General features: G+C 56.6%; 19 protein-coding genes. All 19 read left to right on the forward strand.

Annotated elements, in window-relative coordinates:
* Nucleotides 1–32: 32 nt before the first annotated feature.
* The 19 genes from ihfB (at nucleotide 33) to HU751_RS01260 (ending at nucleotide 22,415) form a co-directional block, all read left to right on the forward strand.
* Nucleotides 33–329 (forward strand): integration host factor subunit beta, encoded by a 297-nt coding sequence (ihfB, locus tag HU751_RS01170; RefSeq protein WP_186733744.1) that lies wholly within the window; start codon nucleotides 33–35, stop codon nucleotides 327–329.
* 16 nt (nucleotides 330–345) lie between these two features.
* Entirely contained in the window at nucleotides 346–609 is a 264-nt protein-coding gene (locus HU751_RS01175; protein ID WP_186733743.1) for a lipopolysaccharide assembly protein LapA domain-containing protein, read from the forward strand.
* Nucleotides 610–1,233: 624 nt separating this feature from the next.
* On the forward strand, nucleotides 1,234–2,547 hold the full coding sequence (wbpA, locus tag HU751_RS01180; protein WP_186733742.1) for a UDP-N-acetyl-D-glucosamine 6-dehydrogenase: 1,314 nt from the start codon (nucleotides 1,234–1,236) through the stop codon (nucleotides 2,545–2,547).
* A 69-nt stretch (nucleotides 2,548–2,616) separates the two neighbouring features.
* Nucleotides 2,617–3,567, forward strand: coding sequence for a Gfo/Idh/MocA family protein (locus HU751_RS01185; protein WP_186733741.1), 951 nt, complete (start codon nucleotides 2,617–2,619; stop codon nucleotides 3,565–3,567).
* A 3-nt stretch (nucleotides 3,568–3,570) separates the two neighbouring features.
* On the forward strand, nucleotides 3,571–4,155 hold the full coding sequence (gene wbpD / locus HU751_RS01190; protein ID WP_186733740.1) for a UDP-2-acetamido-3-amino-2,3-dideoxy-D-glucuronate N-acetyltransferase: 585 nt from the start codon (nucleotides 3,571–3,573) through the stop codon (nucleotides 4,153–4,155).
* Complete coding sequence (locus HU751_RS01195; protein WP_186733739.1) at nucleotides 4,152–5,231, forward strand: DegT/DnrJ/EryC1/StrS family aminotransferase; 1,080 nt, start codon at nucleotides 4,152–4,154, stop codon at nucleotides 5,229–5,231. The genes wbpD and HU751_RS01195 overlap by 4 nt, the downstream gene beginning before the upstream one ends.
* Before the next feature lie 541 nt (nucleotides 5,232–5,772).
* Nucleotides 5,773–7,038, forward strand: a complete 1,266-nt coding sequence (locus HU751_RS01200) for a lipopolysaccharide biosynthesis protein (protein WP_186733738.1) — start codon at nucleotides 5,773–5,775, stop codon at nucleotides 7,036–7,038.
* A gap of 30 nt (nucleotides 7,039–7,068) precedes the next feature.
* The gene (locus HU751_RS01205) at nucleotides 7,069–7,650 is read left to right on the forward strand and encodes a GNAT family N-acetyltransferase (RefSeq protein WP_186733737.1); all 582 of its coding nucleotides are present in this window, start codon (nucleotides 7,069–7,071) and stop codon (nucleotides 7,648–7,650) included.
* Nucleotides 7,647–8,606: a GNAT family N-acetyltransferase gene (locus HU751_RS01210; RefSeq protein WP_186733736.1), complete on the forward strand. Its 960-nt coding sequence runs from the start codon at nucleotides 7,647–7,649 to the stop codon at nucleotides 8,604–8,606. The genes HU751_RS01205 and HU751_RS01210 overlap by 4 nt, the downstream gene beginning before the upstream one ends.
* Nucleotides 8,606–10,015, forward strand: coding sequence for a polysaccharide deacetylase family protein (locus HU751_RS01215; protein ID WP_186733735.1), 1,410 nt, complete (start codon nucleotides 8,606–8,608; stop codon nucleotides 10,013–10,015). Before HU751_RS01210 ends, HU751_RS01215 begins: the two co-directional genes overlap by 1 nt.
* 87 nt (nucleotides 10,016–10,102) lie before the next feature.
* Nucleotides 10,103–11,386, forward strand: a complete 1,284-nt coding sequence (locus HU751_RS01220; protein WP_186733734.1) for an oligosaccharide flippase family protein — start codon at nucleotides 10,103–10,105, stop codon at nucleotides 11,384–11,386.
* A 266-nt stretch (nucleotides 11,387–11,652) separates the two neighbouring features.
* Nucleotides 11,653–13,245: a hypothetical protein gene (locus HU751_RS01225; protein WP_186733733.1), complete on the forward strand. Its 1,593-nt coding sequence runs from the start codon at nucleotides 11,653–11,655 to the stop codon at nucleotides 13,243–13,245.
* A complete protein-coding gene (locus HU751_RS01230) occupies nucleotides 13,242–14,378 on the forward strand; it encodes a glycosyltransferase (protein WP_186733732.1) in 1,137 nt (378 codons plus the stop codon). The genes HU751_RS01225 and HU751_RS01230 overlap by 4 nt, the downstream gene beginning before the upstream one ends.
* A gap of 233 nt (nucleotides 14,379–14,611) precedes the next feature.
* Nucleotides 14,612–16,381, forward strand: coding sequence for a hypothetical protein (locus HU751_RS01235; RefSeq protein ID WP_197866344.1), 1,770 nt, complete (start codon nucleotides 14,612–14,614; stop codon nucleotides 16,379–16,381).
* Nucleotides 16,382–16,397: 16 nt separating this feature from the next.
* The gene (locus HU751_RS01240) at nucleotides 16,398–17,627 is read left to right on the forward strand and encodes a glycosyltransferase family 4 protein (protein ID WP_186733731.1); all 1,230 of its coding nucleotides are present in this window, start codon (nucleotides 16,398–16,400) and stop codon (nucleotides 17,625–17,627) included.
* Nucleotides 17,624–18,217, forward strand: coding sequence for a sugar transferase (locus tag HU751_RS01245; protein ID WP_186733730.1), 594 nt, complete (start codon nucleotides 17,624–17,626; stop codon nucleotides 18,215–18,217). Before HU751_RS01240 ends, HU751_RS01245 begins: the two co-directional genes overlap by 4 nt.
* The gene (locus HU751_RS01250; RefSeq protein WP_186733729.1) at nucleotides 18,214–18,849 is read left to right on the forward strand and encodes an acetyltransferase; all 636 of its coding nucleotides are present in this window, start codon (nucleotides 18,214–18,216) and stop codon (nucleotides 18,847–18,849) included. The genes HU751_RS01245 and HU751_RS01250 overlap by 4 nt, the downstream gene beginning before the upstream one ends.
* Nucleotides 18,850–19,077: 228 nt before the next feature.
* Nucleotides 19,078–20,253: a DegT/DnrJ/EryC1/StrS family aminotransferase gene (locus HU751_RS01255; RefSeq protein ID WP_186733728.1), complete on the forward strand. Its 1,176-nt coding sequence runs from the start codon at nucleotides 19,078–19,080 to the stop codon at nucleotides 20,251–20,253.
* 164 nt (nucleotides 20,254–20,417) lie between these two features.
* A complete protein-coding gene (locus HU751_RS01260) occupies nucleotides 20,418–22,415 on the forward strand; it encodes a polysaccharide biosynthesis protein (protein ID WP_186733727.1) in 1,998 nt (665 codons plus the stop codon).
* Nucleotides 22,416–22,705 lie beyond the last annotated feature (290 nt).

Raw genomic sequence — 22,705 nt, forward strand, 5'->3', positions numbered from 1 at the left:
TGATCTAGCTGCTTGATAACGAAGGGAAAAATATGACGAAGTCGGAGCTGATCGAACGTATTGTCACCCATCAGGGGCTGCTCTCGTCCAAGGACGTCGAGCTGGCCATCAAGACCATGCTTGAGCAGATGTCACAGTGCCTGGCGACCGGGGATCGTATCGAGATCCGTGGCTTTGGCAGCTTTTCCCTGCACTACCGCGCACCGCGGGTAGGGCGCAATCCCAAGACCGGCCAGTCGGTCAGCCTCGAGGGCAAGTACGTGCCGCACTTCAAGCCCGGCAAGGAGTTGCGTGATCGGGTCAATGAAGAAGAGCACGAGCACCCTTGAATGCAGGAGCAGTCTGATGCGTAACCTTAAGCGCGCCCTGGCGGCGCTGTTCGTGCTGCTGCTGGCGGCTGTGGTGTTGTTCTTCGTGTTGGAGAACCAGCAGGCGGTTTCATTGGTGATGTTCGGCTGGACTGCTCCGGCTTTGCCTGTCGCTGTATTGGTGTTGGTGGCGCTGGTTGTCGGGCTGGCAATCGGGCCTCTGCTGGGGGCATATGGCCTGGCGCGTGGCAAGCGCAGGATTCGGGCCTCGATCCGACAAGCAGTCTCGACCAAAGGTTAGCGCATCTGCGGTGATGCCGCAGTACGGGTTGGTCTATTGCTCGATGTCGGTTGATCGTTGCTCAGGGCAGCTATTTGATTGGCGCTGATCTGCATGTTCCGATATGTATTCGGATGGTGTGGTGGTCGGCATTACGAAGTTGCTCGTTTCACGCCTAGTCCATTTTTCTGAATGTTGGCGATAGCCTTTGCGATTCTGTTAGTCGATAGATGTTTCAATGTTGCTTGTTCGTGGTCTGGGTGGTCGCGCGCTGTGTGCTAGTTTCCTCGCTGTTAGATGAGTAGTTGCCTAACGATATTTCGTGATTCCCGGCGTCCGTTTTTCGGGATTCGACTCTCAGGCGTTCTGTGGATTTTTGGCGGCTATCAACAAGACTTGTCGCGCCGACTCATTCTTTCATGTGTCTCTCTGCCCGCCTGTTTGCGGGGGTTGGAGGCGCTATGATGTTATTCTGATGGCTGCAGGGGGGGCGGTCTGTCCGGCGTCCGGCGGTCCCTGGAGGCCTGCCCGGGGCTATGCTATCGGGGCTCGATCCATTACTATTCGTAAGATGTCAGAAACTGTGCCCGGGCTGGAGTCCGGGCGTGAGCGGCAAAAGTTAAAGCTGCATTATCGGAGCCATGCATGTTTGATCAGACCCAAGCCAGTATCGAGAGATTCAAAAGTAAGGAAGCCATCATTGGTATCGTGGGTCTGGGGTATGTTGGCCTGCCGCTGATGTTGCGTTATAACGCCATCGGCTATCGTGTTCTGGGTATTGATATCAATACCGTAAAAGTTGATATGCTCAATGCAGGCCAGAGTGATATCGAACATATTTCGCACGACAGCGTCGCCCAGGCGCGCGCCAGCGGTTTCGAAGCAACCGCCGACTTTACCCGCGTCAGCGAATGTGATGCGTTGATCCTGTGCGTTCCTACGCCGCTCAACAAATATCGCGAACCGGACCTGAGTTTCGTGATCGACACCACCAACGCAATCAAGCCGTACCTGCGTGCCGGTCAGGTCGTTTCGCTGGAAAGCACCACCTACCCAGGTACCACCGAGGAAGAACTGCTGCCTCGGGTACAGGAGGGTGGTCTGAAGGTGGGCGAGGATATCTTCCTGGTCTATTCCCCTGAACGCGAAGATCCGGGCAACCCCAACTTCGAGACCCGCACCATTCCGAAGGTCATTGGCGGGCACACGCCGAACTGCCTGCGCGTGGGCGTTGCATTGTACGAGCAGGCGATCGATCAGGTCGTACAGGTCAGTTCCACCAAGGCAGCCGAACTCACCAAGCTGCTGGAAAACATTCACCGCGCGGTCAACATCGGCCTGGTCAACGAAATGAAAATCGTTGCCGACCGCATGGGTATCGATATCTTCGAAGTGGTCGATGCCGCCGCGACCAAGCCGTTCGGCTTTACCGCCTACTATCCGGGGCCTGGCCTGGGTGGCCACTGCATTCCAATCGATCCGTTCTACCTGACCTGGAAGGCTCGCGAATACGGTCTGCATACCCGCTTCATCGAGTTGTCGGGCGAGATCAACAAGGCCATGCCGGAGTACGTTGTCGGCAAGCTGGTGAACGGCCTCAACGAGCAAGGCAAGGCGCTCAAGGGCAGCCGTGTGCTGGTTCTGGGCATCGCCTACAAGAAGAACGTGGATGACATGCGTGAGTCGCCCTCGGTCGAGATCATGGAGCTGCTTGAGGCCAAGGGCGCCGTGGTGGCCTACAGCGATCCGCATGTGCCCACTTTCCCGGAAATGCGCGAGCACCACTTCGATCTGTCCAGCGAGCCGCTGACCGCCGCCAACGTCGCCACCTTCGATGCGGTGGTACTGGCAACCGATCATGACAAGTTCGATTACGCCCTGGTCCAGGCCAATGCCCGACTGCTGGTCGACAGCCGCGGTAAGTACCGTACACCGGCGGCGAACATCATCAAGGCCTAATCCGATTGGAGACGCCCGGCGAATTGCCGGGCGTCTCCGCTCTGCTCAACCGTCTTCTCGAGATCTGCCATGAAACGTTTTGCCTTAGTCGGTGCCGCGGGCTACATCGCGCCGCGCCACATGCGCGCCATCAAAGATACCGGTAACGAACTGGTCAGTGCCTACGACATCAATGATTCGGTCGGTATCATCGACAGCCTGTCCCCACAGAGCGAGTTCTTCACCGAGTTCGAGCGCTTCTACGATCATGCCTGGCGCCTGAAGCGCGATCCGGCACAAGCGCTGGACATCGTCTCGATCTGCTCGCCCAACCATCTGCACCACCCGCACATCACCGCCGGCCTGCGCCTGGGTTGTGATGTGATCTGCGAAAAGCCGCTGGTGCCCACTGCTGCAATGCTCGATGACCTGGCGCTGACCGAGCGCGAAACCGGCAAGCGCCTGTGGAACATCCTGCAGCTTCGCCATCACAAGGCGATCATCGACCTCAAGCAGCAGGTGCAGGGCAGCGCCCAGCCGCACAAGCATGACGTCGAACTCACCTATATCACCAGCCGCGGCAAGTGGTACATGGAGAGCTGGAAGGGCGACCCACGCAAGTCCTTCGGTGTGGCCACCAATATCGGTGTGCATTTCTACGACATGCTGCACTTCATCTTCGGCAAGCTGCAGCGCAATGTCGTCCACTTCGCCAACGAGTCCAAGGCGGCCGGCTACCTGGAGTACGAAAACGCCCGTGTGCGTTGGTTCCTGTCCATCGACGCCAACGACCTGCCTGACTCGGTCAAGGGCAAGAAGCCAACCTATCGCTCGATCACCTGCGACGGTGCCGAGATCGAGTTCTCCGAAGGCTTCACCGACCTGCATACCGTCAGCTACCAGGCCATTCTCGACGGCAAGGGCTACGGTATCGAGGACGCCCGTCATTGCGTGGAAACCGTCGAGACCATTCGCACCATGGCTCCAGTGGTTGCGAGCAATGGCGAAGGTCATCCCATCCTGGCACGGCTGTTGGGTTGAATCATGAGCTACTTCCAGCATTCAAGCGCCATCGTCGACGAGGGCGCCCAGATCGGTGACGGGTCGCGTGTCTGGCATTTCGTTCATGTCTGCGGCGGTGCGCGCATCGGTGCGGGCGTGTCGCTCGGACAGAACGTGTTCGTCGGCAACAAGGTTGTGATTGGTGACAATTGCAAGGTCCAGAACAACGTGTCGGTCTATGACAACGTGACTCTGGAAGAGGGAGTGTTCTGCGGCCCCAGCATGGTGTTCACCAATGTCTACAACCCGCGTTCGCTGGTCGAGCGCAAGGATGAGTACCGCGATACGCGGGTCAAGCGCGGCGCGACGCTGGGTGCCAACTGCACCATCGTCTGTGGTGTCACCATCGGCGAATTTGCCTTTGTCGGTGCCGGCGCTGTTATCAACAAGGACGTGCCCGCTTATGCCCTGATGGTTGGCGTGCCTGCGCGCCAGATCGGCTGGATGAGCGAATTTGGCGAACAGCTGGAGCTGCCCCTGGAGGGCACCGGCCGCGCTGTGTGCATTCACACAGGGGCGTACTATGTCCTCAATGGCCGCACGTTGAGCAAGGAGAGCATTCAGTGATCGAGTTCATCGACCTTAAGACCCAGCAGTCGCTGCTTCGCGAGAAGATCGAGGCAGGCATCTCACGCGTACTTGCGCACGGCCAGTACATCCTTGGCCCGGAAGTGGCGGAACTTGAAGATAAGCTGGCCGCTTTCGTTGGCGCGAAACACTGCATCAGTGTCGCCAACGGTACCGACGCGCTGCAGATTGCGCAGATGGCGTTGGGGATCGGCCCGGGCGATGAGGTGATCACGCCCGGCTTCACCTACATCGCGACTGCCGAAACCGTCGCACTGCTGGGGGCCAAGCCGGTGTACGTGGATGTCGATCCGCGCACCTACAACTTGGACCCGCAGTTGCTCGAGGCGGCGATAACGCCGCGCACCAAGGCCATCATTCCGGTGTCGCTGTACGGCCAGTGCGCGGACTTCGACGCGATCAACGCGATTGCCGCCCGGCACGGTATTCCAGTGATCGAGGATGCGGCGCAGAGTTTTGGCGCAACCTACAAAGGGAAGCGCTCCTGCAACCTGACCACGATTTCCTGCACCAGCTTCTTCCCGAGCAAGCCGCTGGGTTGCTACGGCGATGGCGGGGCGATCTTCACCAATGATGACGAGCTGGCGGTTGTGCTGCGGCAGATCGCCCGACATGGGCAGGATCGACGCTATCACCACATCCGGGTCGGGGTGAACAGCCGGCTGGATACGTTGCAGGCGGCGATTCTGTTGCCCAAGCTGGAGATCTTCGAGGAGGAGATCCTGAAGCGACAGAAGGTTGCGCAGCAGTATGAGCGGGAGCTGAAGGCGGCAGGTTATCTGGAGGCGCCCTATATTGCTCCAGATAATATGAGTGTTTTTGCGCAGTATACCGTCCAGGTGAATGATCGTGATGCTGTCCAGGCCAAGTTGAAGGCCTCAGGAATTCCGACGGCGGTCCATTACCCGATTCCGCTGAATCGGCAGCCAGCAGTAAAAGACGACCGTATGGTTCTACCAGTGGGAGACACGGTTGCTGAACGAGTGATGAGTCTACCGATGCACCCTTACCTGGATGAAGAGAGTGTCTGTCGTATCGTAAAAGCGCTTTCTTGAGACGACATGATTCAAAGGCAGTCAGCACTGCTGGGTGAGCCGGGGCAGGGGGTAAGGTAGGATCAATGAGTATTCAACCTGATTTGCCAATGTTTTGGATCACAGCTGTGTAGGCTGCTGTCGTGTCGGTTCGACCTGGTGGTGGGGCTGTTCTGCTGGCTTAGGGGGCACTTTCGTGATGTCGGTTTATCTTGTGCCTGACTTGAGTGTCATTTTGCGATGCTTTGGCTGGATGCCGCACCGTAGCCTTGCTGTATTCAATGCCCGACTTGGACTTTCGTGAGGCGACCCCTTTTGTGAGGTTGTCAAATGATAGTCCTTGCGGAGGGCGGCGTTCAGGGCGGTGTTCAGGGGGGGCGTATGCCTAATGCGACAGGCAGGTTAGGTTTGCTTGGATTCTGCAGGCGCTGAAGTTGTTAAGGTTTTGATTTTTTGCCAGCGTGTTCGTTCTAATTTGATAGCTGCCCCGTTTGTGCGGCAGGGGTCAGACATGATTGTGCGCGGTCAAGGTCCGGATGAGCAAGGATGATGGAGTAACGCAGTGCGCAGATTCATTCCTCAAAGCCACTATGCGCGTAATGTCATTACTCTGATGACAGGTACCAGTGTGGCGCAAGCTATCCCCATCGCCGTAAGTCCGATACTGACCAGACTTTATACGCCCGAGCAGTTTGGCGTTTTTGCGTTGTTCATGGCTGTCGCATCTATTGCCGCGGTGGTGGTTACCGGGCGATACGAGCAGGCCATACTTTTGCCTAAAGAAGATACTGATGCGATGCAGGTGGTCGCTCTTTCCTCCTTTCTCAGTGTATTTCTAAGCCTTTTTCTGCTTTTGATCGTGTGCCTTTTCAATGCACCGATATCGGCCCTTCTGGGGAGTCAGGAAGTAGGGCCGTGGCTGTACTGGGTGCCGCTTTCCACCTCGTTGATTGGGGTTTACCAGAGCCTCAATTATTGGTGTAACCGTAAGAGTCAATATAAACGTCTTGCCATAAGTCGGACGCTGCAGAGTGGTTTTTCTTCCGGAGGGCAGCTCGCAGGCGGTACGGCGGGAGTGGGGCTGGCGGGGCTTGTGGGGGGGCAAGTGGCTGGTCAATTGCTCGCCTTGTTGGCGCTGGGGCGTATGGTCTGGCGAGAGGATCGGTCTGATGTGCGCTCTGTCAGTAGGCGCGGAATGCTGGAGTGGGCGGTGAAATATATAAACTTCCCTAAGTTCTTGATTGTTGCACATGCTTTCAATACGGCTTCAAGTCAGATGCCGGTTATGTTGCTGAGTGCGTTGTTCAATGCCAGCAGTGCAGGTTTCTATACATTGACCCAGCGAGTGTTGGGGGCGCCGATCTCGCTTGTGGCGGGGGCTTTGGGGGATGTATTCAGGCAGGAGGCCAGTCGTGATTATGCCGATCTTGGAAACTGCAAGTTTGTCTATCTGCAGACGCTCAAGCGCCTGGTGGTTATTTCGTTGCTGCCATTTTTAGTGTTTTTTTTCATCGCGCCTGATTTTTTTGGGCTGGTGTTTGGCGAGGAGTGGCGGGTGGCGGGAGAGTATGCAAGAGTCCTCATGCCGATGTTCTTTCTGCGATTTGTTGCTAGTCCACTGAGTATTGTTTTTGTGGTGGCAGAGGCTCAGCGCCTCGACTTGGCCTGGCAGGTTCTGCTTTTCGTTCTGGTCGTGCTTGCGTTTTTGTCTGGATATTATTTTTCTGGTGCTGGGCTTGCCTTGGTGTTGTTCTCTGCGGCCTATTCGGTTCTATTCTTGATTAATTTGTATATTTCCTACCGTTTGGCTTGTGGTGTCAGGTACTAGCCTTAGGGTGTCTTGATTTTGAGGTGATAGATGATCTCAAGGATAAAACTATTTCTTCTTGGTCTGCCTTTCTTGATTGGGAATTTTTCGCGTTTTCTTCGCGTGGCGGCTATCCCTGAATTTAGAACGGGTGGTGTCATTGTGCGGGGGTGTCGACGCGGGGAGTTGAGTTCTGCTTTTTTGCTGTACTCGCACCTTAACGATGGAGGAGAGGTGGGGTATGTGCAGCGGATTTTGTATTATTTTCTGAGTGAGCGCTGCTTTCTGGTTGCCTTGCAAGATGATGCGCAAGGACAGAGGTCTGTGGTTGGCGTTGACCTCTACTATCTGAACCCCCGAGATCTCCGTGAGGGGACAGTACATGAAGGATTCATTGGTGTGCATCCTGCAACGGAAGGGAAGGGAGTGGCCACCACGCTGCGTAGGCAGGCGCTGCGGCATTTCCGCAACGCGAAATTTTCCGGTGTTTCGACGCGCATCTCTGTGAGTAATCCCGGCTCATTGCGCTCGGCCAGTAAGCTGGGCTTCGAGCAAGTAGAGGAGTACGTTGATGCTTGCTCTGGAGAGCAGAGGCTCTACATGGTTTGTAAGATTCAGGAGAGGTCTGATTGAGTACCAATGTTGAGCGGTACAGGTTGCTCTGTGCCCAGGAGGACTCTATCCCCTTGTTCAGTCAGTCATGGTGGCTGGATGCTGTCGCCGGCGAGAGTTGGGATGTCGTTCTGCTTGAGAATGACGGTGTGATTGTTGCCACACTTCCTTACGTGGCTCGCTCAAGACTCGGGCTCAGACTGATAGGCCAACCTATATTGACCCCAAATCTCGGTCCCTGGCTTAAATCGAGTGAGGCAAGAACAGCTCGTCGCCTGGGGCAGGAGAAAAATCTGCTGCAGTCTCTGTATCGACAGCTGCCCAGCTTTGCGCAGTACAATCAGAATTGGTATTGCGAGCGGAGCAATTGGCTGCCGCTCTATTGGCTGGGCTATGAGCAAAGTACGCGGTACACCTACCGGATTGAGCAGCTCGACGATCTGGCGGCTATCTGGAATGGTTTTGACAGTAATATTCGCACTGATATCAGGAAGGCTGAAAGCAAGTTTGGTGTCAAGGTGCAGACCGACTGTTCAATAGAAGCTTTTCTGGCTCTGAATAAAAAAGTGTTCGACCGGCAATCCATGGCAGTGCCGTATACGAATGAAACGGTGAAGGCTATTTATGCTGCGGCTTCAGCGCAAAAAGCATGCCGGGTGTTCATGGCAGAAGATGAACAGGGGCGGCAGCATGCTGCAGTCTTCATTATCTGGGATAGCAACAGTGCATATTATCTGCTAGGGGGTGGGGATCCGGATCTGCGTAACAGCGGCGCCACCAGTCTATGCATGTGGCATGCTATTCAATTTGCCGCAACGGTGACCAAGAAATTCGACTTTGAAGGCTCGATGATCGAACCGGTTGAGCGGTTTTTCCGTGGTTTCGGTGCCACTCAGGCCCCCTACTCGGTCATAACCAAAACCAACTCCCGGCTTATCAGGACTCTCCAATTTCTTCGTACGATCAGGGCCGGATAATGCGCGATCATACGTTTTGGCACTCTGCAGCGGCATTGTCATGGATGCAGGTCTTGTTGGAGGAGCGTGTCGGACAGGGCTTCGTGCTTCGAGTCGAGTCCGACGATCGATTGACGATCAGGCGGCTGGGCGAGCCAGGCGCCATCAGTCTGAAGCTCGATGGCGCTACTTTTCTTCGCGCCGACTCCGAAATGGCGTGCACTCAGTGGGATGGCGTTGCCGAGGGTTGGGCGATGGCATTACCGGGCCAATTGCCGGCCCCGGGCGTGCAGTGCCTTGAGTTACCGTTGATCAGGAGCGTTGGGGGCGATTACCACATCGGCTACGACATTCTGGGTCTGACTTTCTGGATGCTGACGCGGCAGGAGGAAGTCGGGCGTGAGGATCTTGACAGTCATGGGCGTTTTCCTGCCACCTCGTCTCATGCATTCAGACACGATTATCTAGAGCGCCCCATCGTCGATGAGTGGTTGCATATACTGCGTCTGGTCGTCGGACGGGTCTGGCCTCGGGTGGTGCTCAGGCAGCATCGCTTCAGTATCAAGTTGTCCCATGACGTCGACACGCCGAGTCTGTATGGCTTCAAATCCTGGACAATGCTAGGACGGATGATGCTGGGAGATTTGCTTAAACGGCATGATCTACGTGCTTTCGCGCAAGCTCCGTTTATCAGGGTGGGTAGCCGTAAGGTGCTTCACACTGCCGATCCTTACAATACATTTGACTGGATCATGGAGCGCTCGGAGGCGCAGGGGCTGCGCAGTGCGTTCTATTTCATCTGTGGTCGGACCGATGAATCCCGCGATGCAGAGTACGAGCCGGAGCACCCAGCCATCAGGCAGTTGATTCGCCGCATTCATGCGAGAGGACACGAGGTTGGCTTGCATCCAAGTTATGCCTCGTATCAGCATGCAGGGACGATCAAGGCTGAGGCTGATCGTCTACGCAAGATTGCGCGAGACGAAGGTGTATTCCAGGATCAATGGGGGGGGCGCATGCACTATCTTCGCTGGGAGCAACCGACCACCCTGCGTGCCTGGGCTGATGCGGGAATGGACTACGACAGTACACTGGGTTACGCGGATCGTCCGGGCTTTCGGTGTGGCACCTGCTTTGAGTATCCGGCCTTTGATCCGGTGATGGACAAGGCGATCAATTTGCGGATACGGCCACTGATCGCCATGGAAGCTACGATTATTGATCCTATTTATCTGGGGCTTGGTCTTGGGCAGGAGGCGCTGGAGCGGTTCGAGGCGCTGAAGGCAGCGTGTGCAAGGGTGCAGGGATGCTTTACGCTGTTGTGGCACAACTCAAGTCTTGTAAGCCTTGAACAACGTGAACTATATTCCAAGGTTTGCACGATGAGCGATATTTCATTAGAGGGTGAGCGACGCCCGTTGCGGCAATAGTCTGAGGCGTGCGTTGGAGAGCCCAGGTGTTAATAATAAGGTGGTAGCGGTCATGGGGTGGAGTGTGTTGAGGCATGAGCGTTGTGGTTGGAAAGTCTGCTGATGTCTATTATCCCGAGAAGTAACTTTGCCAAGAGTGTCATCACCTTGATGACCGGGACTGGCTTGGCGCAGGCCCTGCCGATTGTGCTCGCGCCAATCTTGACACGCTTGTACACACCCGCGGATTTTGGCGTGTTTGCGATGTATGCATCTATCTGTGCGGTTTTGGCGGTGCTGGTCACCGGCAAGTATGAGCTTGCTATTGTGGTGCCGAAGTATGAAGGTGAGGCGGTGAATTTGGCCGCCGTGACGATGGTGCTGAGCTTTGCTGTCAGTCTTGCGCTCATGGTTGTTGTCATGGTGTTTGGTAGTAAAATTGTTGCATTTCTAAATCATCCGGAAGTGGGGGTGTGGCTTTACTGTGTTCCGGTCGCCACGTTTGTTCTGGGTGTTTACTATGCGCTCAATTTTTTTGCAAATCGTCGAGGGGGCTATAAAGATATGGCCGTCAGTCGAGTGGTGCAAAGTGCGAGCGGTGGGGTTACACAATTGTTGGCGGGGTTTTCAAGGTTTGGTTTTCTTGGGTTGGTAATTGGGCAGCTGTTTGGTCAGTTCTTGTCGACGTTATTCTTGGCAAAGTCGCTATCTGGGGAGGCGCCCAAGTTATTGCGGCGTGTGAGTCTCAAACGCATGCGCTGCGTGGCGCGGAAGTATGTAGGCTACCCAAAGTTTATGGTGCCAGGGCAGTTGATGAATGCGGGAGCTAACGAACTGCCGTTGCTGCTGCTTACGGTGTTTTATGGTCCTGTCGTTGCGGGTTTTTACTCGCTTGCTCAGCGAGTAATGACGGCTCCGATGAGTCTGTTTGCAAATGCCATTGGTGACGTCTACAGGCAGGAGGCCGCCGAGCAGTATGCAGGGAAAGGCGAGTGTAGGGATATATTCATTGCTTCTTTCCGGCGACTGCTTGTGTTTGCATTCCTGCCGATGATACCTGTTTTCGTGTTTGGTCCTTCCATTTTTGGCTTTGTATTCGGAGAGGACTGGCGCGGGGCGGGTGAAATTGCATCAATTGTATCGGTTTTGATGTTTTTTCAAACAGTTTCTTTACCGCTTAGCAATACGGTTCTGTTGCGAGGTTGGTTGAGGCTTGACACGGTCTGGCAGTTGTCGAGGGTTTTGTTTGTTGGTGTTGCTTTCTATCTGAGCAGTGCGTTCGGTGTCGGCTTCTTGAATGCGATTCTTGCTTACGTCTGTGTATGTTCGGTGTTCTTTATGTTGCACTCTTTCATTCAGTTTCAGGCTGCGAAGGGGTCGCTTGTTGTTTGAGTCTGGGAGGGCGTGGTTATACTGAGGTGACAGCCGGTTGGTGTGTGGCTGAAGTGAGGGGTGTTCCCCGGCGCTTGCGCGGTATTTTTGCACATTGCCATTTTGGCGATGATGTTAGGGTGGGGGCGTTGCTGGCACGTTGGTTTTTGTGTGGTCGGCGCTGAGATGAAAATATATTTTCTGGCGGCTGGTTCTATGGACAGGTGCCTGTGGTAGGGGTTATGGAGACTGCTGACTACACAATAATGCTCACTCAGTTGAGTGTCATGAAACCGGTGTTTTCCGGTTTCTGGGCCTTCAATGTGGTGTGCACCTTGCTTGTTCTGACTACCTGTGCGGTCAGATTCTCGAAGAACAAGTACATTCTTGCGCGGTTGTCGTTCTGTTTCCCTTTGTTCGTTTGCGTATTTTACCAGGTCCCCCTGGTGATTTTTTCCGGGCAGTTGGACAGGGCGCTCGCTGAACCCTGGGCGTATGCATTGGTCGTCAATGGCGGTGCAGTGGCGCTTGTGTCTTGGGGGTGGTTGAGCAGTCGTTTCGACTTCAAGGCGGAAGGCTCCGAGTTCCCTGTGGCAGTGAACGGGGTTTACTCATTCACGGCGCTCGCTGGTGCTGCCTTGGTGTTTGTTTATTTGTGGAGGGTGTCGTGGGAGTGCAGTGGGCTTTACGCGCTGATGTACGATCCTTGGATGACGTTGTTGGCTCGTGAGTTTAGTGTAAAACTTATTGGTACATCCATCTCAACCTATGCCTTGGGTGCATACGTAAACACAGTAGCCCCCATGCTTGCGTTGCTTTCCATCTGGTTGCTCAAGGCTTCTGTTCCGCATCATCCACTTCGCGCGATAATCGCTGTCCTCGTAGGATTCCTGGCGATCTTGGCAGTGCTCATCAGTGGCACCAAAGGACTCCTGGTTTCTTCGATGCTGATGCTGTTGGCAGGGGCATTCTTCTGGTGCAGAACCTGGATCTCCCGCCTGCTGATGGGCGGCTTCGCGGTGGCGTTCGTAATGGCCTCGCTTGTTGCTTTCGAGGTGCTGAAGGAGCGCGAATCGGTCGTGGGGGGGCACTATGACTTCGCGGCCTGCTCCGTCAAGGCCGGTACATGCCAGAAGAGCAAGGAGCTCATAGAATCCCTGGCCCTCAGAGATTACTCGCTGGGGTTGCCGTCCAAGTATATCGGACCTATCGCCGCGCGCCTGGAGTGTCTGTGTGCAAGTGAGGGAGCCGTGGAGGAGTGCCCTTCGAGTGTGCTGTCGTCACCGGCTCAAAGTGTTGCGATCACACCCGGGCAGGCACCCAAGCAGGAGCAGGAGCAGGCGCCAGTCGTTCAGGCACAGGCGGTGGCTGCGTCGCAAAACAGGAGTTTGATTTTCCTGCAGGCAATCTTCAACCGGATGCTGGTGATTCCATTCCAGGTTTCTGTATGGAACTTCATGTATGCCGAAAGCGAAGAAGTGGACGGGTTCAAGACCTTACCGTTTGCCAGGCGCGTATTGGGAGAGTCGGTAAACATACCTGAGTTGGTCTATCAGAAATTTGGCTCTGTCTATGCACAAGGTGATAAAACCAGTACCAGTACGGCACCGACGAGCTTTTTCCTTGTCTATCCAGCTTTCCTGGGTGTGATGGGAATGGCAATCGCATTGCTGGCGATTATTGTGCTAGACCTCATTCTTGCCAGGTTGGCATCCTCCATGGGGAGCGGCCTGATTCCAATCCTGGTCGGTGTTGTGCTGATAATGTGTGTGAATTTCATGTCGTCAGACTATATCACCGTACTGATGTCTCATGGTGGGATCGCGGGTCTCCTCATGTTGTCGTTCTACACCCTACTGCTCAAGAAAAATAGCCGATGAAAACTCTTCATTTAACTCACACAGATATTGAGTCTGATTCGAGAATACTCAAGGAAATGGGTGCGCTGGCTGCTGCTGGCTATGCCGTCAGTGGGTTGGGAGTTGCACTCGATGAAGGCGCGCAAAAGACCGCTATTTCCTTTCCCGCGGATATCGTCGCGCTCAACCTGGGGGCGCGGAAGCTGACATCTGTGCCGAGGACCCTGCGGCACGTCATTACGCTGCTTGAGCTGGTTCTTAAAATGCTGCCTCGGGCAGTGCGCAAGCGTCCGGACGTCATCCACTGTCACGATATACTGGTCCTGCCGCTGGGGTGCATTGTGAAATGGCTTGTCGGCGGAACACTGGTTTATGACGCCCACGAGTTGGAGTCCAACCGAAATGGGCTGACCAAACTGCAAGGTACGTTGACATTGCGCATGGAGAAGCTGCTATGGCGCTTCGTTGATGCATTGATCGTGGTCAGCCCTTCCATCGATCGCTGGTACCAGGAAACCCTCGGCCCAAAGCCGTCTGCGGTCATCCTCAACTCGCCGCTTTTCAGCGGGGAACAAGCTCATGACGAGGATTACCTGCGCAAGAAATTCTCAATCCCTGACGAAAGCAAGATTTTCATCTATGTCGGAATTCTGGGGCATGGGCGTGGCATTGACCTGCTCACGGAAGCCTTCAAGGATCCGCAGGTGTCTTCGCATGTCGTGTTCCTTGGCTATGGCGAGTTGAGCGATGACCTCAAGCGTTTGGCTGAGCAGCACTCGAATGTGCATGTACACGATGCTGTACCGCATTCGCAGGTCGTGCCGATCGCGCAGTCAGCGGATTTCGGATTGTGCCTGGTTCAGGATGTTTCCCTCAGCGATTACTATTGCCTTCCCAACAAGCTCTTCGAATACTGCTTTGCTGGCGTGCCTGTGCTGGCCTCGGATTTTCCGGACATTCGCACTGTGCTTGAGACGTACGGATTGGGTGAATGCTGTAAACTGCAGGCCAATGAAATACGGGACGCTATCCTGAGGCTCGAGCGTTCGCAGGTGGCGTTCGAGTTTTCCGACCTGACGCCTCTGAGCTGGCAAGCCCAGGAGCAGAAGCTGGTGGCGCTTTACCAGCAAAGCCTTTCAAATCGTAATCACTGATTTTTCTGGTGGGCACGCAATCCATGCATGGCCGCCTTGGGGTCGTTGCGGCGTTTGTAAGGGGATGTCCTTACGGAAACCAGTCGCAGCACAAGGCGGTGCTCAGCGGTTAGTGCGTACTGGCTCAGATTACAACCCTGCGTGAGCGCTAGGGAAAACCATTCAATACGGGTTGCAATATGTGTGGAATTTTTGGCTACATCGGCAAGGAAAAAGTCAACAAGGAAAGTCTGATGACCCTGGCGCTGCATGCCAGGCAGCGTGGGCGTGACTCCAGCGGCCTGATCTACGCGGATGGCGCGGGCTACCAGGTGAGCAGGGCCGACTACGACATCAAGAAGTTGATCTCGCAGGTTAAGCCTTTCGATTCCGCCTTTGTCTTCGGCCATAGCCGCCTGATCACCAATGGCCTTGCCGACAACCAGCCCGTCGTGCGCGGCGGTGTTTGCGTGATCCACAACGGGATCATCGTGAACGACGCCGATGTATGGAATCACATCAAGCCCAAGCGAACCCTCGAGATCGACAGCGAGGTGATCGCCGCGATCACCGAGCAGCATCTGGAAGAAGCAGGCGACACGCTTGAAGGCCTGGCGGAAAAGGTCCTGGCGCTGTGCGTCGGTGTCATCGCCTGCGCGATCGTCGTGCCGCGCCTGGGCAAGGCCGTGCTGTTTTCCAACAACGGCAGCCTGTATGTCGGCACGGTGGAGGGCGGGCGTTGTTTCTCCTCGGAGCGCTTCCCACTTACCCAGGTTGGTTGCAGCGACATTCTCCAAGTCAGGGAGAAAGCAGTAGTCATCGATCTGCCGGTGGCTTCGGACATTCGCGTGTCCGACAACAACCAGCGCGTTCACAACCTGATTCCACCCTTCCAGTTCATCACCTCCGAAGAAAAGCAACTGCTCTACCCGCAGCCCAACCTGCGTCGCTGCACCCGTTGCATCCTTCCTGAGACCATGCCGTTCATCACCTTCGATGCCGAAGGTGTCTGCAACTACTGCCACAACTACAGTCCTCGCAATGTGCCCAAGCCGAAAGAGGAACTGTTCAATCTGGTCGAGGGCTATCGCCGTGCGGGCGTTACTGACTGCATCGTGCCGTTCTCGGGAGGACGCGACAGCTGCTACGGGTTGCACCTGATCGTCAAGGAACTGAAGATGAACCCGGTCACCTATACCTACGACTGGGGTATGGTCACCGACCTGGGGCGGCGCAACATCAGCCGGATGAGTGCCGAACTGGGTGTCGAGAACATCATCGTCGCCGACGATATCGCCAAGAAGCGCCATAACATCGCCATCAACCTCAAGGCGTGGCTCAAGGCGCCGCACCTGGGCATGATCAGCATCCTGACCGCGGGCGACAAACACTTCTTCCGTCATATCGAGACAGTCAAGCAGCAGACCGGCGTGAGTCTGAACCTGTGGGGCGTCAACCCGCTGGAAGTCACTCACTTCAAGGCCGGATTCCTCGGTGTGCCGCCCGCGTTCGAAGAAAAGCGGGTCTACATGCACGGCTGGCGCAAGCAGATGGAGTACCAGAGCCTGCGTTTCAAGGCGATGCTCAAGAGCCCGGGGTATTTCAACAGCTCGCTGTGGGACACCTTGTCGGGCGAGTACTACCGCAGCTTCACCGAGAAGAAGGACTACTACCACATCTTCGATTACTGGCGTTGGGACGAGAAGACCATCGACGACACCTTGATCAACGATTACGGCTGGGAGCTGGCGGTCGACACCAGCACTACCTGGCGGATCGGTGACGGTACCGCGGGCCTGTACAACTATATCTACTACCTTGTGGCCGGCTTCTCCGAACACGACACGTTCCGCAGCAACCAGGTACGTGAAGGCGAAATCACCCGTGAGCGTGCCCTTGAACTGGTACGTGAGGAAAACCGCCCGCGTTACCAGAACATCCGTTGGTACCTGGATGCCCTGGGCATGGACTTCACCGAAGTGATCAAGATCGTCAATTCCATTCCCCGCCTTTACAAAGATTGATGAGCTGTTTGCCTAGATGAACAAGACGATCTGGTACGTAACGAAGTACTTCTCTCCAAAGACCGCCACCAGCCCCGGAGGACGGGGCTGGTTCCTGGTGGACGAAATGAGCCGCGCTGGCCACCAGGTCGTCGTGATCAGCTCGGACTCCAACAACCTGGTGGATCTCCCGGTGCTGCAGGACCGGGTAACGGTTGAGGATACCGATGGGGTCAAGATCGTCTGGTTGAAGACGATGAAGTACTCGGTTGCCAAGTCCTTGCGCAGGATCCTGAGCTGGTTCCATTTCGAATGGAACCTGTTCTGGCTCGACAAACGTGCGTTGCCGCGTCCTGATGTGGTGATCATTTCCAGCCTGTCGTTGCTGACCATCGTCAATGGCCTGTTGATGCGGCTCAAGTACCGGTGCCGTCTGGTGTTCGAGGTTCGGGACATATGGCCGCTCACCATCGTGGAGGAGGGCGGCTTCAGCAACGGCAACCTGTTTGTCAGGGGGTTGTCGTGGCTGGAGCGGCTCGCCTACCGGAAGTCCGATGCCATCGTGGGGACCATGCCGAACCTTGCCGCTCATGTCCGGGCGGAGCTGGGTCATGAGCGGCCGGTCTACTGCGTGCCGATGGGTGTCAGCCAGGAGCATCTGAACGATGTGGCCGAGGTTCCCGCGGACTATGCCGAGCGCTATCTGGCCAGCGACAAGTTCAAGGTGGTGCATGCCGGTACCATCGGCATCACCAACGCGCTGGACGTGTTTTTCGAAACGGCGAGGGCGATGCGCGAGCACACCGACGTCGAGTTCGTGATCGTTGGCGATGGCGCGCTGCGGGAAAGCTACCAGAAGCAGTATGGTGATCTTCCCAATCTTGTGTTTGCGCCAAAGGTTCCGCGCAACATGGTCCAGTCGGTGCTGTCCGAGGGTGACCTGCTGTACTTCTCGGTGCACGACTCGAAGGTCTGGGATTACGGGCAGTCGTTGAACAAAGTCATCGACTACATGCTGGCGGCCAAACCAGTGGTGGCCTCCTATAATGGCTACCCGTCGATGATCAACGAAGCGGACTGCGGTGTGTTCGTGCCGGCGAACGATGTCGGTGCCGTGGTAAGCGCCATTGTCGAAATGAAATCGAAAAGTGCGCAGGAGCGGGCCCAGATGGGCATGCGTGGGCGCGAATGGTTGCTGCAGAACCGGAACTACTCGACCTTGGCTGATAATTATCTGTCGATATTGTTTCAGGGTGATGTCAAGTGAAACGCCTGGTTGATATCGTACTGGCCCTGCTGGGGCTGCTCGTGCTTGCGCCCGTCATCCTGTTCGTTGCGATGGCGATCCGCAGGCGTCTGGGGTCGCCGGTCATCTTTTCCCAGGTTCGTCCGGGATTGCATGGCAAACCGTTCAAGATGGTGAAGTTCCGTACCATGCGTGATGCGTTCGACGCCGATGGCAACCCGTTGCCGGACGCGCAGCGCATGACCCCCTTCGGAAACTTCCTGCGTGCCAGTAGCCTCGATGAGTTGCCGGAGCTGTGGAATGTCCTCAAGGGCGACATGAGCCTGGTTGGGCCACGACCTTTGCTGATGGAGTACCTGCCGCTCTACAGTCCTGAACAGTACCGGCGCCATGAGGTTCGGCCCGGCATCAGCGGGTGGGCTCAGGTCAATGGTCGCAATGCCTTGAGCTGGGAAGACAAGTTCGATCTGGACGTCTGGTATGTGGACAACCGTTCATTGCTGCTGGACTTCAAGATCATCTTCCTCACCCTGAAGAAGGTCGTGATCCGCGAGGGGATCAATGGCGCAGGCGAGGTGACCATGTCGAAGTTCACGGGAAAACGCTCGTGAGCAGACTGGCGATCCTCGGTGCCAGTGGCCATGGCAAGGTGGTGGCCGATACCGCGCAATGCTGTGGTTGGCAGGTGGTCGATTTCTACGATGATGCCTGGCCGGATCGGCAAAGCAACGGTTTCTGGCAAGTGGCGGGCGACAGCGCCTTGCTGCGCGAGCGCCTGCACGAATACGACGGCGTGGTGGTGGCCATCGGCAACAATCCGATCCGTTTTCGCAAGCTGCTTGAGCTGGAGTCGGCAGGTGGCCGGTTGTGCACGCTGGTACATCCTGCAGCCACCGTCAGTCGCCACGCACTGATCGGCAAGGGGACGGTGATCTTTGCCGGGGCGGTTGTGAACGCCGATGCACGGGTCGGGCTTGGCAGCATTCTCAACACCGGATGCAGTGTCGATCATGACTGCGTGCTCGGGGATGGTGTGCATATCAGCCCCGGTGCACACCTTGCCGGTGGCGTCAGGGTCGGCGATTTGAGCTGGGTTGGCATCGGTGCTAGTGTTCGTCAGCTTGTAACAATTGGTATGTCTGTAACGGTGGGGGCAGGCGCGGCAGTCACGGCCGATATTGCGGACGGACTGACCGTGGTAGGGGTTCCCGCCAGGCCCATGGCAGGCAGGAGCGTCACCTAGCGTCGTTGCATTACCTGTCACTGTCGATTCGTCTTGTGTTGATGCCATACCTGGCGCAAGCTTTCTTGACTGTATGGATGAGAAGCATTCGCGCAAGTGCTGTCGGCAGAGGTGACCGCCAAGGTTGCTCGTGGCTGCCGAGGGTTTCGAGATGTGCAATGGAATTCAACCGAGGGGCTGCGTGTGCGCAGCCCTTCTATTTCGACCAAATACTGAAGAGCCTCAATTGTGTTGAACACTTCCTTCTCGCCATGGCCTTCCTTTACCGAGGAAGAGGCGAACGCGGTACGTGACGTGATTCTGTCCAATAAGGTCAACTATTGGACGGGACAGGCGTGCCGAGAGTTCGAAAAGGAATTCGCTGCCTGGGCGGGTACCGAACATGCGGTAGCGTTGGCCAACGGAACGGTGGCGCTGGATGTGGCCCTCAAGGCGCTGGACCTGGGGGACGGTGACGAGGTGGTGGTCACCTCGCGCACTTTCCTGGCGTCGGCCTCTTCGATCGTCAATGCCGGCGCGATACCGGTCTTCGCCGACGTGGATCCTGACTCGCAGAACATTACCGCGAAGACGATCGAGGCGGTGCTGACGCCGCGTACAAGAGCGGTGATCTGTGTGCATCTGGCGGGTTGGCCTTGCGACATGGATCCGATCATGGCATTGGCTGAAAAGCATGGCCTGAAGGTCATCGAAGATTGTGCCCAGGCACATGGCGCCCATTATAAAGGGCGCCCGGTAGGGTCGATCGGACATGTGGGAGCCTGGTCCTTCTGCCAGGACAAGATCATGACCACGGGCGGCGAGGGCGGCATGGTCACGACCAATGACCGGACGCTGTGGTCGCGCATGTGGTCGTTCAAGGATCATGGCAAGAGCTGGGAGGCGGTCTACGAGCGACAACACGCTCCTGGTTTCCGCTGGTTGCATGAAAGTTTCGGGACAAACTGGCGCATGCTCGAGGTGCAGGCGGTAATCGGTCGGATCCAGTTGCGCAGGATGGTGGACTGGCAGGCCCGTCGACTGGCCAATGCCCGTCGAATCTGGAGCACGGCTGCGCAACTGTCCGGCCTGCGCGTGCCGTCGGTACCCCATGACATTATCCATGCGGCCTACAAGTGCTATGTCTTCGTCGAACCGTCGGCACTGAAGGACGGTTGGAACCGGGACCGCATCCTGGGTGAGATCACTGCCCTGGGTGTGCCGGCGTATTCCGGTTCGTGCTCGGAGGTCTACCTGGAGAAAGCCTTCGATGGTACCGGCTGGCGACCGCAGCCGGGCTTGCCCGTTGCCCGGGAACTGGGGGAGAACAGCTTGATGTTCCTGGTACATCCCACCCTGACTGACGATGAGATCGGCAAGACGTGCGATGTACTGCGTGACGTCCTGCAGCGGGCAAGTCTGTAAGCGATTCAAGGTATACGACCCGTCGGAATGAAGGCAGGCACCGCTTGCCTTCGTCCGGCGCGTTCGATACCGATGTGTGTCAAGGCAATCTGGTTGGCGCTGTCGGTCGTTGCCTGGCCAACACGGTATAACATCCGCGGGAAGCGGAAGCGGGACAAACTCTGATGATGGATAAATTGAGGGCCGCCCTCCTGGGCCTGCCTCGTCGAAAAAAACGCGCATTGCAAGTAGTGGTGGACCTGCTGCTGGTGTGGTGTGCGCTGTGGATGTCATTCATCGTCCGGCTGGGCTTCGAGGACGCCGGCAATCCCATGGTCAGCCATCCATGGCTGTTCGCAGCCGCGCCGCTGATTGCCATTCCCACGTTCATCCGCTTCGGCATGTACCGGGCCGTCATGCGTTATATCGGCAACGACGCCCTCATCGTCATCTTCAAGGCGGTGGGGTTGTCATCGTTGGCGCTGGCGCTGGTGGTCTATTGGTACAGCAACCATGCCACCCTGGTACCGCGCTCGATCATCTTCAACTACTGGTGGCTGAGCATGGTCATGCTCGGTGGATTGCGCCTGATCATGCGCCAGTACTTCCTGGGTGACTGGTTCTCGACGGTGAAGCACGTCCCGTTTGCCAGCCAGGACGATGGTTTGCCACGTGTGGCGATCTATGGTGCCGGAGCTGCGGGCAACCAGCTCGTCGCCGCCCTGCGCATGGGGCGCACCATGCGTCCGGTGGCCTTCATCGATGACGACCCGGATATCGCCGAACGGGTGATTTCCGGCCTGCATGTCTACAAGTCACGCAATATTCAACGACTGATCAACGTCACCGGTGCACAGGAAGTGCTCATGGCCATCCCATCGGCCAGCCGCGGACGACGACGCGAGATCCTGACCTATCTGGAAGGTTTCCCTCTGCATGTGCGCAGTGTGCCGGGGCTGATGGACCTCGCCAGCGGCAGGGTCAAGGTCGACGACATCCAGGAAGTCGACATCGCCGACCTTCTGGGGCGCGATGCCGTGCCTCCGCAGGAAGGTCTGCTCGAACGTTGCATCACCGGCAAGGTGGTGTTGGTGACAGGGGCAGGTGGCTCCATCGGCTCGGAACTTTGCCGGCAGATCCTCGAACTGGGGCCGACCACGCTCCTGTTGTTCGAGCACAGTGAATTCAACCTCTACAGCATACTTGCGGAGCTGGAACAGCGTTGCCAGCGAGAAGCCTTGGCCGTTCATGTGCTCCCGATACTCGGCTCGGTGCGTGACCAGAACAAGCTGCTGCATGTCATGCGCACCTGGCATGTGGAAACCGTCTATCACGCGGCGGCGTACAAGCATGTGCCAATGGTCGAACACAACATTGCCGAGGGCGTGCTCAACAATGTTATTGGAACCTTGCACGCGGCCCAGTCTGCTTTGCAGGCCGGGGTGTCCAATTTCGTCCTGATCTCGACTGACAAGGCCGTGCGTCCTACCAATGTCATGGGCAGCAGCAAACGCCTGGCCGAAATGGTCCTGCAGGCATTGAGTCGGGAGAGTTCCGCGACGCTCTGGGGGGACAGGAACGCTATCCCGCATATCAACTCCACACGTTTCACCATGGTGCGTTTCGGCAACGTACTGGGTTCCTCAGGTTCAGTGATTCCATTGTTCCGTCAACAGATCAAGTCCGGCGGGCCGCTGACTGTCACGCACCCGAAGATCACCCGATACTTCATGACCATTCCGGAGGCTGCGCAGTTGGTGATCCAGGCCGGGTCCATGGGGTTGGGCGGGGATGTCTTCGTGCTGGATATGGGGGAGCCGGTGAAGATCGTCGAGCTGGCGGAAAAGATGGTGCATCTCTCAGGGCTCAGTGTCCGCTCCGAGCGCAATCCGACAGGGGACATTGCCATCGAGTTCACAGGGTTGCGGCCAGGCGAGAAGTTGTACGAAGAACTTCTGATCGGCGACAACGTGGAGGCGACACGGCATCCGATGATCATGAGTGCGCACGAGGATTATCTTGCCTGGGAAGTCCTCAAGGAGCGCCTCGATCAACTGGTGGCCGCAGTATCGGAGGATGACTATGCACGCGTACGGCAGTTGCTGCGCGAAGTGGTGAGCGGTTACTCGCCCGACGGCGAAATCGTCGACTGGATCTACCAGCAACGGCGACTCGATCCCTGAGCATCACCACTGAACATGGAAAGCCCGACGCAATGTCGGGCATTTTTGCATTGAGAGCGGGTGAGGTTGGGTTGGCTGACAATGCGTCTGCAAGGAGATGATGCTGAAGCGGCCAATACGTTGTAACAGTTCGACTGTTGTGGCACATCGGTCGCAATTCCACCTGGCGGCGGGGCTTTGCCATGACGTTCTGGTGCCAGAAGCATCCGGTAAAGGCTTGCGTCGGCAAGGCGATTGCCGTGAGCGATATCGCGATCTAACGTGAGGGGGCAATCAAGGAACGTTGCTTC

The sequence above is a fragment of the Pseudomonas peradeniyensis genome (assembly GCF_014268935.2).
Classification (GTDB): Bacteria; Pseudomonadota; Gammaproteobacteria; order Pseudomonadales; family Pseudomonadaceae; genus Aquipseudomonas; species Aquipseudomonas peradeniyensis.